This window comes from Arenimonas caeni, from assembly GCF_003024235.1.
Lineage (GTDB): Bacteria > Pseudomonadota > Gammaproteobacteria > Xanthomonadales > Xanthomonadaceae > Arenimonas > Arenimonas caeni.
Window position 1 is genome coordinate 12,270 of sequence record NZ_KZ679086.1, and the last position, 15,423, is coordinate 27,692.

General features: G+C 72.0%; 15 protein-coding genes. 4 read left to right on the plus strand and 11 right to left on the minus strand.

What is annotated here, in order from left to right; all coding sequences use genetic code 11:
* Positions 1-7 precede the first annotated feature (7 nt).
* The 4 genes from lipA to yedA all read left to right on the plus strand — a co-directional run bounded on the left by lipA (position 8) and on the right by yedA (position 5,094).
* Positions 8-1,015: a lipoyl synthase gene (gene lipA, locus C6N40_RS04230; protein ID WP_106989769.1), complete on the plus strand. Its 1,008-nt coding sequence runs from the start codon at positions 8-10 to the stop codon at positions 1,013-1,015.
* A gap of 109 nt (positions 1,016-1,124) precedes the next feature.
* A complete protein-coding gene (locus tag C6N40_RS04235) occupies positions 1,125-3,293 on the plus strand; it encodes a carboxy terminal-processing peptidase (RefSeq protein WP_106989770.1) in 2,169 nt (722 codons plus the stop codon).
* Between the two features lie 56 nt (positions 3,294-3,349).
* Complete coding sequence (locus C6N40_RS04240; protein WP_106989771.1) at positions 3,350-4,210, plus strand: methylated-DNA--[protein]-cysteine S-methyltransferase; 861 nt, start codon at positions 3,350-3,352, stop codon at positions 4,208-4,210.
* Positions 4,207-5,094: a drug/metabolite exporter YedA gene (gene yedA, locus C6N40_RS04245; protein ID WP_106989772.1), complete on the plus strand. Its 888-nt coding sequence runs from the start codon at positions 4,207-4,209 to the stop codon at positions 5,092-5,094. The genes C6N40_RS04240 and yedA overlap by 4 nt, the downstream gene beginning before the upstream one ends.
* Before the next feature lie 10 nt (positions 5,095-5,104).
* Here the strand turns inward: yedA and rarD are convergent, their stop codons facing one another.
* The 11 genes from rarD to C6N40_RS04300 form a co-directional block, all read right to left on the minus strand.
* Positions 5,105-6,064, minus strand: a complete 960-nt coding sequence (rarD, locus tag C6N40_RS04250; protein WP_106989773.1) for an EamA family transporter RarD — start codon at positions 6,062-6,064, stop codon at positions 5,105-5,107.
* A gap of 79 nt (positions 6,065-6,143) precedes the next feature.
* Positions 6,144-6,446, minus strand: coding sequence for a cytochrome P450 family protein (locus tag C6N40_RS04255; RefSeq protein WP_162782075.1), 303 nt, complete (start codon positions 6,444-6,446; stop codon positions 6,144-6,146).
* 383 nt (positions 6,447-6,829) lie between these two features.
* Entirely contained in the window at positions 6,830-8,014 is a 1,185-nt protein-coding gene (locus tag C6N40_RS04260; RefSeq protein WP_106989775.1) for an ABC transporter permease, read from the minus strand.
* A gap of 10 nt (positions 8,015-8,024) precedes the next feature.
* Positions 8,025-9,188, minus strand: coding sequence for an ABC transporter permease (locus C6N40_RS04265; RefSeq protein WP_106989776.1), 1,164 nt, complete (start codon positions 9,186-9,188; stop codon positions 8,025-8,027).
* A 10-nt stretch (positions 9,189-9,198) separates the two neighbouring features.
* Positions 9,199-9,891 (minus strand): ABC transporter ATP-binding protein, encoded by a 693-nt coding sequence (locus tag C6N40_RS04270; protein WP_106989777.1) that lies wholly within the window; start codon positions 9,889-9,891, stop codon positions 9,199-9,201.
* Positions 9,892-9,971: 80 nt separating this feature from the next.
* Entirely contained in the window at positions 9,972-11,213 is a 1,242-nt protein-coding gene (locus C6N40_RS04275; protein ID WP_106989778.1) for an efflux RND transporter periplasmic adaptor subunit, read from the minus strand.
* Positions 11,214-11,346: 133 nt separating this feature from the next.
* A complete protein-coding gene (locus tag C6N40_RS04280) occupies positions 11,347-12,735 on the minus strand; it encodes a leucyl aminopeptidase family protein (protein ID WP_106989779.1) in 1,389 nt (462 codons plus the stop codon).
* A complete protein-coding gene (locus C6N40_RS04285; protein WP_106989780.1) occupies positions 12,732-13,445 on the minus strand; it encodes an HAD family hydrolase in 714 nt (237 codons plus the stop codon). Before C6N40_RS04285 ends, C6N40_RS04280 begins: the two co-directional genes overlap by 4 nt.
* Positions 13,446-13,489: 44 nt before the next feature.
* Positions 13,490-14,611, minus strand: coding sequence for an AI-2E family transporter (locus tag C6N40_RS04290; RefSeq protein WP_106989781.1), 1,122 nt, complete (start codon positions 14,609-14,611; stop codon positions 13,490-13,492).
* The gene (locus C6N40_RS04295; protein WP_106989782.1) at positions 14,589-14,981 is read right to left on the minus strand and encodes a hypothetical protein; all 393 of its coding nucleotides are present in this window, start codon (positions 14,979-14,981) and stop codon (positions 14,589-14,591) included. The genes C6N40_RS04290 and C6N40_RS04295 overlap by 23 nt, the downstream gene beginning before the upstream one ends.
* Positions 14,978-15,421, minus strand: coding sequence for a hypothetical protein (locus C6N40_RS04300; protein ID WP_106989783.1), 444 nt, complete (start codon positions 15,419-15,421; stop codon positions 14,978-14,980). Before C6N40_RS04300 ends, C6N40_RS04295 begins: the two co-directional genes overlap by 4 nt.
* Positions 15,422-15,423 lie beyond the last annotated feature (2 nt).

Sequence of the window (15,423 nt, forward strand, 5' to 3'; positions counted from 1 at the left end):
CGCCATCATGTCCGATACCCCCGCCAAGACCATCCCCCTGCAAGTGCTGGGGTCGCCCCTCGTGGAGGGCCAGAAGCAAGTAGGCGGCGACAAGATCGGCCGAAGTCCGGTCAAGTTCGACGAAAATGCGCCCATCCTGCGCAAGCCGAGCTGGATCCGGGTGCGCATTCCCTCGGGCAATGCGGTCCAGAAGCTCAAGAGCAAGCTGCGCGAGAACCGGCTGGTCACGGTCTGCGAGGAGGCCAGCTGCCCGAACATCCACGAGTGCTTCAGCCACGGCACCGCCACCTTCATGATCCTGGGCGAGGTGTGCACGCGCCGCTGCAGCTTCTGCGACGTCGCCCACGGCCGGCCCAAGCCGCCCGACGCCAGCGAGCCGGCCAACCTGGCGCGCACGATCGCCGACATGGGCTTGCGCTACGTGGTCATTACTTCCGTGGATCGCGACGACCTGCGCGACGGCGGCGCCCAGCACTTCGTCGACTGCATCCGCGAGGCGCGCGCGCTGTCTCCGAACCTCAAGATCGAGATCCTCACGCCCGACTTCCGCGGCAAGGGCCGCATGGACCGCGCCCTGGAGATCCTGGCGCAGTCGCCGCCGGACGTGTTCAACCACAACCTCGAGACGGTGCCGCACCTGTACCCGAACGTGCGCCCGGGCGCCGACTACGCCTGGTCGCTGGAGCTGCTCAAGCGCTTCAAGGCCCAGCACCCGGACGTGCCCACCAAGTCCGGCATCATGCTGGGCCTGGGCGAGACGATGGAGCAGGTGCTCGAGACCCTGCGCGACCTGCGCGCGCACGACGTCGACATGATCACCATCGGCCAGTACCTGCAGCCCACGCCGCACCACCACCCGGTGATGCGCTACTGGACGCCGGACGAGTTCAAACAGCTGGAAGTGGCCGGCCAGGAGATGGGCTTCACGCACGTCGCCTCCGGGCCGATGGTGCGGTCGTCCTACCACGCCGACAGAATGGCGGCTGAAGCGGGCTTTGTTGCAGACATCCCCTGAACGAAGCGCGGGGTATGCTCGGTTGGAAGCTGCCCAGGCATCACCAACGGCACACGCCGAGAACCCGCCCCAGGAGCAAGCTGGGCCCCTGAAGCACCGGACCGGAACCATGCTCAAGCACAAGCTGATCGCCTTCACCGCCACCCTGCCGATCGCCCTGGCGCTCGCCGCCAGCGGCAGCGCGTCCACGCCGGTGGCTTCGGCGCAGCTCGCGCCCACGGTCGAGCAGCAGGCGGCGGCCCGGCTGGTGTACGGCATCCTGTCCGACAGCCGGTACGTCTATCGCTCCAAGGCGCTCGACGACACGCTTTCGGCCGAGATCCACCGGCGCTACCTCGATTCGCTCGATTCGCAGAAGCTGTTCTTCACCCGCGACGACATCGCCCGCTTCGAGGCGCAGCGCCTGCGCCACGACGACGCCATCAAGTCGCAGGAACTGGCGCCGGCGTTCGACATCTTCGCCACTTACCAGCGCCGGGTCGCCGAGCGCGTGGCCTATGCGCGTTCGCTGCTGGCCCAGCCCTTCGATTTCTCCAGGGACGAGACCTGGCTCTACGACCGCGAGGAGGCCGACTGGGCCACCGATGCCGCCGAGCTCGACGAGGCCTGGCGCAAGTACGTCAAGAACGACGCGCTGCGCCTGAAGCTGGCCGGCCGCAGCCAGGACGAGATCCGCAAGACCCTCGACAAGCGTTACGCCGGCATGGCCGAGCGCGTGGGCGAGCTGCGAAGCGAAGATGCGTTCGAGACCTTCATGAACGCCTACGCCGGGTCGATCGACCCGCACACCAGTTACATGGCGCCGCGCAGCGCCGAGAACTTCAACATGCAGATGCGCCTCTCGCTCGAGGGCATCGGCGCGGTGCTCCAGCGCCAGGACGAGTTCGTCGTCATCCGCACCATCGTGCCGGGCGGCCCGGCCGCCGGCAGCGGCCAGCTCAAGGTCGGCGACCGCGTGGTCGCGGTGGGCCAGGGCGAGAAGGGCGCGATGGTCGACGTGGTCGGCTGGCGCATCGACGACACCGTGGCGCTGATCCGCGGCAAGAAGGGCACCAAGGTGCGCCTGGACGTGCTGCCGGCCGACGCCGGCGTGGACGCCAAGCCGCAGCAGGTCGTGATCGTCCGCGACAAGGTCAAGCTCGAACAGCAGGCCGCCCAGAAGCGCATCATCGACGTCGGCGACCGCCGCATCGGCGTGGTCGAACTGCCCACGTTCTACCTCGACTTCGAGGCCCGCCGCCGTGGCGACGAGGACGCACGCTCGGCCACCGCCGACGTCGCCCGCCTGCTGCGCGAGCTGCGTGCCGAGAAGGTCGACGGCGTGGTGGTCGACCTGCGCGACAACGGCGGCGGTTCGCTGCTCGAGGCGGTGGAGCTCACCGGCCTGTTCATCGACACCGGTCCGGTGGTGCAGGTGAAGGAAACCGGCGGTCGCATCAGCGTCGAGGCCGACGACGAGTCCGGCGTGGCCTGGGACGGCCCGCTGGCCGTGCTGGTCAACCGCACCTCGGCCTCGGCGTCGGAGATCTTCGCCGCCGCCATCCAGGACTACGGCCGCGGCCTGATCATCGGCGAGCCGACCTTCGGCAAGGGCACGGTGCAGAGCCTGATCGACCTCGACCGCTTCCCGCGCAAGGACAACGTCAAGTTCGGCCAGGTCAAGCTGACCGTGGCGCAGTTCTTCCGCGTCGAGGGCGGCACCACCCAGCACGCCGGCGTGGTGCCCGACCTGCAGTTCCCGGTCAGCCTCGACGCCACCGAATACGGCGAGAGCACCTACGACAACGCGCTGCCGGCCACGCGCATCAAGCGCGCGCCGCACAGCAGCCTGGGCAACCTCTCGGCGCTGACGCCGCAGCTGGTGGCCAACCACGAGGCGCGCGTCGCCAAGGACCGCGAGTTCCAGTGGTGGGCCGAAGACGTGGCGCGCTTCCGCGCCGAGCGCGAGCGCAAGCAGATTTCGCTCAACGAGGCCGTGCGCCGCGCCGAGCGCGACCGCCTGGAGGCCGAGCGCAAGCAGAGGCAGGAAGAGCGCATCGCCGCCGGCCTGGCCGATCCGGAAGACAGCACCCGCCTGGTCGATGACGGCCTGGCGGTCAGCGAGCGCCCGGTGGCCGAACAGGCGGCCGAGGAAGAGGCGGCCAGGAGCCGTCCGGACCCGCTGCTGCGCGAGTCGGCGACCATCCTCGCCGATGCGCTCGACCTGCTGTCGGCCGACGGCCAGCTCACCGCCCAGGTGCTGCCGCTGACCCGCCAGCCCACCGTCTGGGCCGAATGAGCGACAGCGCAAGAAGCGGATAGCCGGCCCCCGAGGGGCTGGCTACGCTGGCCACCATGGACAGCATCGCCCCCGCCCCCGACCCCCGCCTCGAGCAGGCCCGGCGCCTGCTCGACGAGCAGGAACTCGGCCTGGCCGCCCTGGCCCGAGCCGTCGGCCTCAGCCCCACCCACCTGCAGCGGCGCTTCCGCGGCGCCTACGGGCTGAGCCCGGCCGAATACCTGGCGCAGCGCCGCCTCGACGGGCTCAAGCGCGGCCTGCGCGCGGGCAGCGACGTCACCCGCGCGCTGTATGACGCCGGCTATGGCTCGCCCAGCCGCGTCTACGAACACGGCGCCGCCCGCCTGGGCATGGCGCCCCAGGCCTACCGCCGCGGCGGCGAGGGCCTGTGCCTGCGCTGGTCGGTGATCGACACCGCGCTCGGCCAGGCCCTGGTGGCGGTGACCGAGCGCGGCGTGTGCGCCGTGCTGCTGGGCGAAGACGCGGCGGTCCTGGAGGCCGGCCTGCGCGCCGAATTCCCGAAGGCCCGCCTCGAGCGCGTGGACGCCGGCCGCGACGAGTTCCTGGCGCCGCGCGTGCGCGCCGTGGCCGACGCGCTGGCGCGCCGCCCCTGGGCGGTGCCGGTGGAGCTGGTGGGCACGGCCTTCCAGCGCCGCGTGTGGGAGGCGCTGATGCGCATCCCGCCGGGCGAGACGCGCAGCTATGCCGCGCTGGCCGAGTCGCTGGGCATGCCGCGCGGCGCCCGCGCCGTGGCGCGCGCCTGCGCCGGCAACCGGCTCGCCGTGCTGGTGCCCTGCCACCGCGTCATCCGCGGCGACGGCAGCCTGGGCGGATATCGCTGGGGATTGCCCCGCAAGCAGGCCCTGCTAGAGGCCGAACAAGGACGCCGGCCACCGGCAAAGCAGCAGACCGCATGAATCCCGCCACCCCCGCGCCCCCGTCCGCCCTCGCGGTCGGCCTGGCGCTCGCCTCGGTCTACCTGGTCTGGGGCTCGACCTACCTGGCCATCCGCTACGGGCTGGAAGGTTACCCGCCCTTCCTGATGGGCAGCCTCCGCTTCATCGCCGCCAGCCTGGTCTTCTATGCCTTCCTGCGCTGGCGCGGCCACGCGCCGCCGACGCGTGCGCAGTGGAAGAACGCGGCGGTGATGGGCCTTTTCATGATGCTGCTGGGCAATGGCCTGGTGAATTTCGCCGAGCAGACGGTGTCCTCGGGCCTGGCCGCGGTGGCGGTGGCCTCGATGCCGCTCTGGGCCGGGCTGTTCGGCGTGATGCGCGGCCAGCACCCGAGCCGCGGCGAGTGGCTGGGCCTGGCGATCGGTTTCGTCGGCGTGGTCTGGCTCAACCTCGGCGGCGAGATGCGCGCCAGCGTCGGCGGCATGCTCGCGCTGCTGCTGGCGCCGATCGCCTGGGCCTTCGGCTCGGTCTGGAGCCGGGGCCGCGACCTGCCGGCGCCCTTCATGAGCACGGCCGCGCAGATGCTCTGCGGCGGCGTGGCGATGGGCGTGCTGGGCCTGCTGCTCGGCGAACGCATCACCGAAGCGCCGCCGCTGTCGGCGACGCTGGCGGTGGGTTACCTGGCGGCCTTCGGCTCCATCCTGGCCTTCAGCGCCTACGTCTGGCTGCTGCACAACGTGCGCCCGGCGCTGGCCACCAGCTACGCCTACGTCAACCCGCCGATCGCGGTGCTGCTGGGCGCGCTGCTGCTCAAGGAACGCGTGGCCTGGGACTCGATCGGCGCCATGGCCGTCATCCTCGGCGGCGTGCTCATCATCACCCGCGCCAAGGCCCGCGGCGCCTGAAAGAAGCTGCTCAGCGGGGCGGGGCGGCGCCGTCCTGGGCGGGCACTTCCCCGGCGACGTGTTCCCGGGCGGCGCGCAGGGGCTGGCGGCGGGCGCGGCGCCAGCCGTCGGTGGCGTAGAGGGCCAGCGCGATCCAGATCAGGGCGAACCCGACCGCCTGGCTGCCGCTGAAGGCTTCGCCCAGCAGCAGCACGCCGGTGAGCAGCTGCAGCGTGGGCGAGATGTACTGCAGGATGCCCACGAGGGAATACGGGATGCGGCGCGCGCCGTAGGCGAAACCGATCAGCGGCAGCGCCGTCAGCGCGCCGCCCACCACCAGCAGCACGTCGCTGCCGACGTCGCCGTCGAGGAAGGCCGCCACGCCGCGGTGCTGCTCCCAGGCCAGCCAGGCCAGCGCCGGCAGCAGCAGGAACAGGCTCTCGATGGCCAAGCCCGGGATCGCATCCACGTGCGCCGTCTTCCGGATCAGCCCGTAGCAGGCGAAGCTCAGCGCCAGCGCCAGCGCGATCCAGGGCGGGTCGCCGTGCAGGAAGGCCAGCCACAGCACGCCCGCCGCCGCGAAGGCCACCGCCGTCCACTGCGCGCGGTTGAGCCGCTCGCCCAGCACCAGCACGCCGATCAGCACGTTCACCAGCGGGTTGATGAAGTAGCCCAGGCTGGCCTCGACCACCCGGCCGTTGGTCACCGCCCAGATGTACACGCCCCAGTTGAAGCTGATCAGCAGCGCCGACAGGAGCAGCAGCCCGCCTACGCGCGGCCGCGCCAGCGCCTGCCGCAGCCAGCGCGAGCCCTCGCGCAGCACCAGCCAGCCGACCACGAACACCGCGCACCAGATGATGCGGTGGGCGATGATCTGCAGCGAAGGCACGTGCTTGAGCATCACCCAGTACAGCGGGAACACGCCCCACAGCACGTACGAAGCGATGGCGGCGCTCAGGCCCTTGCGGTCGATGGCGGGGGATGGGCTCACGGGGTGCTCCGGCAGGGTCCGCGATTATCCGCCGCCCCGTGCCCTCGTGGCTGCAACGGTGTGGTGCCCGGCGCCGCGGCTAGCGGATGCCGAGCAGGCGGTCCGTGATCTTCTTCATGCGCGGTGCCAGGGCCTCCAGGCGGGACAGCACCTGCTCCGGCGAAAGCCGGTCGGGGTTGTCCGTGAGGTAGGCCGACTCGAGCAGCACGTCGATGGATTCATCGTCCATGCCGGGGTGCCAGCCGGCGACGGGAGGGGGCGAGACGCGAGCGCGCAGGACGGCTGCTGCGTCCGCCACCAGGAAAGGATCCTTGTCCAGGGGGTTGAGTGCGATCCTGAGCACGCCGTAGCGGCCGCGCGACGGCTGCAGTTTCCCGCTCATCAGCGGGGCGATCCACGGCATCCGCCCGAGGTAACGGGCCGGCTGGGAAACGCCCAGCAACAGTAAGCGAATGGCCCTTGAACCGGAGGGTCGGCGCGAGCGCCGCTTCGCATCCGGCCGCGAGCCTGAGGATCTGGCGCCTGCAGGCCAACAGGCCCAGCAGGCCCGCCGCGATGACGGCCACGTGCTGCACCACGTAGCGCAGCGGCGACACGCCCGCTTCGATCGCGAAGCGGAATATCCCGAAGGCCATGACCAGCACGCAGGCGCCCGCCAGGGCCAGCCAGAACATTCGCTTCAGGTAGTACATCGGGGGCTCGCGGGGGGCGCCGCGCGACTGGCCGCACTGCGTCCACCCCCGGCAAGCCGGCGCTGCCAGGGCGTCAGGCCGTGCGCAGCGCCGTGGTCACCTGCATGCGGGCGGCGCGCAGCGCCGGCAGCAGGCCGCCGATGAAGCCGATGACCATCGCGATCACCAGGCCGGTCAGCACCAGCCGCGGCGTCACCGCGAACTCGAACACCACCTGGGTGAAGCTGGCCTGGCTCAGTGTCGACACCGACAGGCCGTTGAACAGCAGGTAGGCCGCGATGGCGCCAACGATGCCGCCCAGCAGGGACAGCAGCACCGCCTCGACCATCACCGAGGCCAGCACCGGCGTGCCGCCGAAGCCGATGGCGCGCAGGGTGGCGATTTCGCGGGTGCGCGCCGACACCGCGGCGTACATGGTGTTGAGCGCCGCGAAGATCGCGCCCAGGCCCATGATGAAGGTGACGACGAAGGCCAGGGCCTCGATGGTCTGCCGCACGCCGCGGGTCTGGGCGCTGTAGTAGGTCTTCTCTTCGGTCACGTCCACGGCCAGCCGCGGGTCGGCCGCCAGCGCCGCGCGCAGGGTCTCGATGGCCGCAGGCGATTCGAGCCCGACGCGGACCGCGCTGACCGAGTTGCCGCGGTTGAAGGTCGACTGCGCCGTGCCCAGGTCGACCCAGGCCTCGCTGTCGTTGGCGTCGCCGGCCTCGAAGTGGCCGACGATGGTCCAGTCCGAGCCGCGCAGGCGCAGGGTGTCCCCCAGGGACGTGCCGGCGAACTGGCCGGCGAGGCCGGCGCCGACGATCACCTCGCGCTTGCCCGGCTCGAAGGCGCGGCCGGCGGTGATGCGCAACTGCGGGCGGATTGCGAACGAGGCCGGCTCGACGCCGCGCAGGGTGACGTTGGCGACCGCGGCCGGGTCGTCGCGGCGGGCCAGCTCGGTGATCACCATCAGCTCGCCGGCGGCGAGCGGCTGGCCGTCCGGGCCCTTGCGGATGCCGGGGCCGAGCTTGATCAGCTGGGCGCTGTCGCCGCCGAAGCCGGAGTTGAGTTCGGCGCCGGACTGGCCGCGCAGCACGATCGCGTTGTCATCGCGGCCGGCCGACTGCAGCGTGGTGGAGAAGCCGTTGGCCATCGCCAGCAGGGCGGTGAACACCGCCACCACGCCGGCCAGGCCGATGACGATGACCAGCGAGGGGCCCCAGCGCTCGGGGATGGCGCGCACGTTCATCAGGGTGATGGCGAGGATCTGCTTGAGCACGGGAGTCTCCTCAGCGGCCCGCGAGGGCGTCGACGATGCGCAGGCGGCGCGCCCGCAGCGCGGGCATCAGGCCGACCGCGAGGCTCAGCACGATGATGGCGGCCAGGCCGGCCAGCCACACCTGCGTCGTCAGGATGATCGGCGGCAGGAAACCGCCGGCGGCCTGGCTGATGCCCTGGCTCAGGAACCACGCGATCCCCAGCCCGAGCAGGCCGCCGATGGCGCACAGCGCCAGGGTCTCGGCCAGGACGAAGCCGAGCACGGCGTTGTCGGTGAAGCCGAGCGTCTTGAGCACGGCGAACTGCGGCACCCGCTCGCGCACGCTCTGCGCCATCGTGTTGCCGACCACCAGCAGCAGGGTGAAGAACACCGCGAACAGGATCCAGCGCAGCATCAGGCCGATGTCGCCGAGCTGCTTGAGGAAGTTCACGTTGAAGTCCTTCTCCGACATCGTGCGGGTTTCGTCGGAGGTGTTCTCGAAGCGCTGGTCGATGCTGCGGGCGATCGCCTCGGCCATGCCGGGGTCCTCGATGCGCAGTGCGAACATGCCGGCCAGGCCGCCGCCGAACATCGCGGCCTCGGCGAAGTAGGCGTGGTTGATGTACAGGCCGCCGGTCTGGGCCTGCCACTGCTCGTCGATGCCATCGTAGATGCCAACGACCTCGAACTCCCAATCCTTGCTGCCGTTCTTCTGCGGGAAGATGTTCGAGGCCAGCGGCACGCGGTCGCCGACCTTCCAGCCGGTGCGGTCGGCGACCTGGCGGCCGACGATCATGCCGGTGCGGGTGCGCGCGAAAGCCTGCCAGTGTTCCTCCGGCATCACCCATTCGGGGTAGACGGCGTGCAGCCGCTCCGGATCGACCGCGAAGGTGAAGATCTCGGTGTTGTCGGCCTTGTTCACGCCGCCGAACCACTGCTGGTACATGGCCCGCTGCACGCCCGGGATGGCGTCGATCTCCGGCACCATGCGCATCGGCAGCGAGTTCGTGAACGACACCCGCGACTGGGTGACCAGGCGGGTGGCGCCGACGAAGTCGGCGCCGCTGCTGAAGACCACGATCACGGCCTGCAGCAGGCCGAACAGCGTGAACGCGGTGACCACCGACAGCAGGGTCAGCCAGGTGCGTCCCTTGCGGTGGAAGAGGTTGGCGAGGACCAGTCCGGTGCGGGTCATGGCGGCGTCCTCAGTGCGCCGCGAAGGCGTCGACCAGCAGGCCCTTGTCCAGGTGCACCGTGTGCGTGGCGTACTCGGCGGCCTTGGGGTCGTGGGTGACCATCACGATGGTCTTGCCGTGCTCGCGGTTGAGCACCTGCAGCAGGCCCAGGATCTCGTCGGCGGTCTTGCGGTCGAGGTCGCCCGTGGGCTCGTCGCAGATCAGCAGGGTCGGGTCGGTGACCAGGGCGCGGGCGATCGCCACGCGCTGCTCCTGGCCGCCCGACAGCTCGCTGGGCTTGTGGCCGCCGCGCTCGCCCAGGCCCACCAGCTGCAGCGCCACCTTGGCCCGGCGCGCGCGCTCGGCGCCGCCCATCCTGGCCAGCAGCAGCGGCAGCTCCACGTTCTTCTGCGCGGTGAGCACCGGCAGCAGGTTGTAGAACTGGAACACGAAGCCGACATGGTGCGCCCGCCAGGCCGCCAGCTCGCCGCCGGAGAGCTGGTCGATGCGCCGGCCCTCGACCGACACGCTGCCCGAGGTCGGCGTATCGAGCCCGCCGATCAGGTTGAGCAGGGTGGTCTTGCCCGAGCCCGACGGCCCCATCAGCGCGACGAAGTCGCCGCGGGGAATGTCCAGGTCGATGCCGTGCAGCACCTCGACGGTCTGCTTGCCGCGCGTGTAGTGCTTGGCCAGCTGGCGAATCTGTACGAGCGACTCAGTCATGGCAAACCTCTTGTATTGGATCGTGCGGCGCGGGCGCCGCTGCTAATTGCGGGAGGGGCTTCAGCCCCGACGCCTTCGATTCATTCCCGGATCACCACCGCCGCCCCATCCACCAGCTCCGACGGCGGCGACAGCACCACCTGTTCGCCCGCCGCCAGCCCCTTTGAAACACGACGTCGCCCGTCGCGCGCATCGGCCACCTCCAGCTCTCGCAGGCTGGCGCGTCCCTCGCGCACCACGAAGGCGGCGCTGCGGCCGTCGCGCTGCACCACCGCCTCGGCGGGCACGGCCACGCCGGTCGGCGCCGGCGCATTGGCCGCGGCCGGCGGCGCGTCCTCGAGGAAGGACACGCGCACGCCCATGTCGGGCACCACGCGTGCGTCCTTCTCGATGAAGGCGATGCGCACCTTCACCGTCGCCTTGCTGCGGTCGGCGGTGGGCACGATGGCGATCACCTCGGCCGGGATGCGCCAGTCCGGGTAGGCGTTCAGCACGGCCTGCACCTTCTGGCCCGGCCTGACCCGGCCGATGAAGGCCTCGTTGACGTCCACCTGGATCTCCAGCGAGTCCATGTCCACCACGGTGCCGATGCCGGTGCGGGTGAAGCCGCCGCCGGCGGAGATCGGCGAGATCATCTCGCCCGGCTGCGCCGCCTTGACCGTGACCACGCCGGCGAAGGGCGCGCGCACGATGGTGTTGTCCACGCCGATCTGCGCCAGCGCCAGGGATTCTTCGGCGACGCGGATGTTGCTCGCCGCGGCCTGCCGCTGCGCGGCCAGCGCGTCGCGTTCGGCCTGGGCCTGGTCGAGCGCGGCGGCGGCCACCAGCTTGCGCTCGGCCAGGTCGCGGGTGCGCACCAGGGTTTGCTCGGCCAGCGTCAGTTGCGCCGCGGCGCGCGTGGCCTCGTTGCGGGCGGACGCGAGCCGGGCCTCCGCGAGGTCGCGCTGCGCCTCGGCGTCGGTGGCCTCGAGCCGCGCCATGATCTCGCCCTCGGCCACCGCCTGGCCTTCCTCGATCATCACCTGCTCGACCTTGCCGGTGATCTTCGACGATACGGTGGCGATGCGGCGGGCGGTGACGTAGCCGCTGGCGTCGAGCACCGACGCCGCGCCCGTGCCGGGGGTGCCGGCCTGCAGGGCTTCGGTCGTCGCCACGCGCACCGCCAGTGGCTCCTCGCGCAGCGTCCAGGCCAGCACCGCGGCGACCGCCAGCACTCCCAGCGCGCCGGCGATCCACGGCCAGCGCCCGCCGCCTGCACGCGCCGGCGGCGGTGCGTTGCGGTCGATGCGCAGTTGGTTGAGCAGGTCGGATGAAGCAGGCATGGGCGCGGCCGTGGAGAAGGGGGCGGGCGCCAGTCTAACCAGCACCTCGTGATGGCCAAGGTGCCAGAAGTGAGTTTTTTCCTTCAGTGGCCGCCGTCACCCGCCCGGGGTGACGGCTGTCAGGTACGGCCGTTCAGCCGCCAAAGCGGCCCAGCAGCAGGCCCCAGGCCGCGCGCAGGCCCTGCGCCTCGCCGCCGGCGGGCTTGCCCGGGCGTGCGCTGTCGTTCCAGGCGTAGACGTCCACGTGCGCCCAGGGCTGGCCCTCGGGCACGAAACGCTCGAGGTAGAGCGCGGCGGTGATCGAACCGGCCATGCGGGAGGCGCTGGAGTTGGCCAGGTCGGCCACGTTCGACTTGAGGTAGCTCAGGTAGGGGCGCCACAGCGGCATGCGCCAGAGCGGATCGCGCGCGGCCTCGCCGGCGGCGAGGTAGTCGGCCGCCAGGCGCTCGTCGTTGGCGTAAAGCGCCGGCAGGTCCGGGCCCAGGGCGATGCGCGCGGCGCCGGTGAGCGTGGCGAAATCGAGCAGCAGCGCCGGCTTCGATTCCGCGGCGTAGGTGAGCGCGTCGCACAGCACCAGCCGGCCCTCGGCGTCGGTGTTGTCGATCTCCACGCTCAGGCCCTGGCGGGTGGCGATGACCTCGCCGGGGCGGAAGGCGTTCGGGCCGATGGCGTTCTCCACCGCGGCCAGCAGCAGCTGCAGCCGCACCGGCAGCTTCAGCGCCATCACCAGCTGGGCCAGGCCCAGGGCATGCGCGGCGCCGCCCATGTCCTTCTTCATGTTGCGCATGCCGTCGGAGCCCTTGATGTCCAGGCCGCCGGTGTCGAAGCACACGCCCTTGCCGACGATGGCCACGCGCGGGTGCGCGTCGTCGCCCCAGTTGAGCTCGACCAGGCGCGGCGCGCGGTGGCTGGCGCGGCCGACGGCGTGGATGGCCGGGAAGTTCTGGTCGGTGAGCGCGTCGCCGACGATGCTGCGGCACTGGCCGCCATGCTCGCGGGCCAGGCGCATCGCCTCGGCCTCGAGTTCGGCCGGGCCCATGTGCTCGGTGGGCGTGTTCACCAGGTCGCGCACCAGCATGGCCGCCGCGAGCAGGGCCATGGCCTCGGCGTCGGCTTCGCCGTCGAGCACCAGGCGCGCCGGGGCGCGCGAGGGCTTCACGTAACGCGTGAAGCTGTAGGCGCCCAGGCCCCAGCCCAGCTGCACCCGCTCGGGGGCAAGCCTGGCGGGGGCGTCGTTGGCCAGGCGGTAGTCGCCCGCTGGCAGCAGTGCCGGCAGGTGGGCCAGCGCCAGCGGGTCGCCGGCGTCGTCGATGCCGGCCAGGGCGAAGCCCGGGTGGCCATCGGTGCCGGGAACCAGCAGCGGGGCGCCGGCGCGCGGGGCGAAGGCGTGGGCCGCGAGCCAGGCCTGCACGCCGGCCGGCTGCGCAGCGCGCCAGGCCTCGAAGGTGGCGGCATCCACCAGCACCAGCGGCAGCGGCGCGCGGGCGTCTTCGGGGCGGGTGAAGCAGGCGGGCAGGCTCATCGGTTTTCCGTTGCGTCGGGGTGGGATTCAAGCCAGTCGGCAAGACCGGCAAGCGTAGCGAATTCGAGGTCGGGCCGGGGCAGGCCCAGGGGCCACGAATCTTTCTTGCGGTTGATCCAGCAGCTGCGCAGGCCGGCCCGGCGCGCGCCCATGACGTCGAGCAGCGGGTCGTCGCCCACGTGCAGCACCTGGCCGGGCTCCGCGCCCAGGCGCTCGCAGGTAGCCAGGAAGATCGGCGTGTCGGGCTTGGCGTGGCCCTCCTCGCGGGCGCTGACGAAAACCCGGAAGTGCGCGTCGATGCCGATGCGGGCGAGGTCGGCGTTGCCGTTGGTGAGCGCGGCCACCGGCCAGCGCGCCGACAGTCGCGCCAGCGCCGCCAGCGCGTCGGGGTAGAACTCGACCTCGTTGCGGCTGGCGTAGAAAGCCTCGAAGGCGGGGCCGGCCTGGGTGACGTCGTCGCCGGCCTCGCGCAGCGCGCGCTCGAGCGACAGCATGCGCTGTTGGGTGAAGTCGTGCGCCAGGTGCGGGTGTTCGGCCGCCACCTGTTCGCGCAGCCGGCGCATGCGGTGGATCGGGAAGCGCTGGGCGGTGCGCGGGCAGTTCGCGCGCAGGAATTCATCCAGCGCACGCTCGGCGCGTTCGATCGAGGGCCAGATCGGCCAGAGGGTGTCGTCGAGGTCGAGGCTCAGGGCCCGGGGCAGCGTTTCCACCCGCCGATGATAGCCCGCCGCCCCATGCCCGGCCCGTGAAACGCCTACTCGAGCAGGCGCGACCAGACCTTCCAGTCGTCCACCCGGTCGGCGACGATCTTCAGGCACACCAGCATCGGCACCGCCACCAGCAGGCCCGGCACGCCCCACAGCCAGCCCCAGAGCATCAGCCACAGGATGATCGCCAGCGGGTTGATGCGCATGGTGCGGCCCAGCACGGCCGGCGTGAGCACCTGGCTCTCGGCGGCGTTCAGGGCCAGGAAGCCGGCGGCCGGCAGCATGGCCGTGCCCAGGGTGTCGAACTGGCTCAGGCCCACCAGGGCCAGCAGCAGGGCCATGAGCAGCGGGCCGACGATGGGCGTGATGTTGAGCATGGCCGCCAGCACGCCCCAGAGCAGCGGGTCGGGCACGCCCAGGTACCACAGCCACAGGCCGGTGGCGGCGCCGAGCACCAGGCTGGTGCCGCTGATGGTGAGCATGTAGCGCGAGAGGTCGGACTGGATCTGCTGCACGATGCCGGCGGTGAGCTTCTTCTGCGCACGGGTCGGGCGCAGTTCGAGCAGCTTGCGCAGCAGGTCGTCGCCGTAGACCAGGAAACTGAAGCCCAGCAGGATCACCGCCAGCACCGGCCCCAGTACCCGCGGCGTGGCTTCGATCAGGTCTGGCTGCGGCGGCTGCACCACCACGCGTTCGCTGCTGGCGGCCTCCTCGCGCGCCAGCTTGCCCAGCGACTCGCGCGCCTGCGTGGCCTGCTGCAGGGGTTCGACCATATCGCGCAGCTTCGGGGCCGCTTCGCGCATCACGAACGGCACCTTGCGCACCCACTCGGCGGCCGGGGTGGCCAGGAAGGTGCCGACCGCGCCCAGGGTGCCGAGCAGGGCGGCCATCAGCAGCAGGGCCGAGACGCCGCGCGGCAGCCAGCGCAGCGGCGCGCGTCGCATCAGCGGCGCCAGCAGCATGGCGATGAAGCCGGCCAGCACGATCGGCAGGATCAGGCTCGAGGCGAGGTAGCAGGTGTAGAGGCCGGCGGCGATCACCAGCAGCCACAGCGGCCGGTTGCCGCCCCGCGCCCGCGGCGCCGGGCGCTCGCCCTCGCGCGCGGGCGCTGGGTTCGCCGCGGCGTCGGCCGGCGTCGCGTTGGGGTTACGACGCCTGCGCCTGGCCATCGCGGGCCGCGTCCTCTTCCGCCAGGTCTCCGGCGTCCTGTTCCTCGTCGGGGGCCTCTACCTCCTCGCCGGCCTGCAGGCCGGCAGCGGCGGTGAGGCCGGCCAGCAGCCCGGGCAGCACGGCCTCGAGCACCATGGAGAACACCGGACCGCCGAGGAACTTGCCGGCCAGCGAAGGCTGGCCGTCGGCCTTGGGTTTCAGGCCCACGGCGAAACCCAGGGCCAGGCCCGAGACCACGATGCGCACGGGCGTGGCCGTGCGCCTGAACTCCTCGCCCAGTTGGGCGCGCGAGTCGACGATGCGGGCGCGCCAGGCTTCGCAGCCTTGTTCGGCGGCCTGGGCGGCGGCGATCTTCGCGGCCAGGCTCACGGCGCTTCCCCGGTTTCGGCGGCCGGCGTGTCGCCGCCGCCCAGTCCCTTGCGGATCTGCCGGCGCGTGCCCTCGAAGTCGGCGTGGCGCAGCAGCGCGCGGGCCCGCCAGGCGGCCAGCCCGCAGAGCACCAGGCTGAGCAGGAGCGGGATGGCGATGGCCAGCGGCCAGGGTGCGCCGGCCGAACGCAGGCCGGCCACCAGCAGCGCGGTGAGCAGGCCGTAGGCGGTGGCCAGCATCACCATCGCCAGCAGCAGGAAGACCAGCGCCTGCACCAGGGCCGCCTTCGCCAGCCCGACCTCGGCGGCGAACAGCCGGCGCAGCGCGTGCAGCGCGCCGACGTGGGCCGCGGCGGCATCGCGCGCCGCGGCCAGCACGGCGCGGGCGTCGTCGGGGAGCGGACCGGCGCCCTGGCCGGCGCCCGGTTCGGCCTCGGCCATGG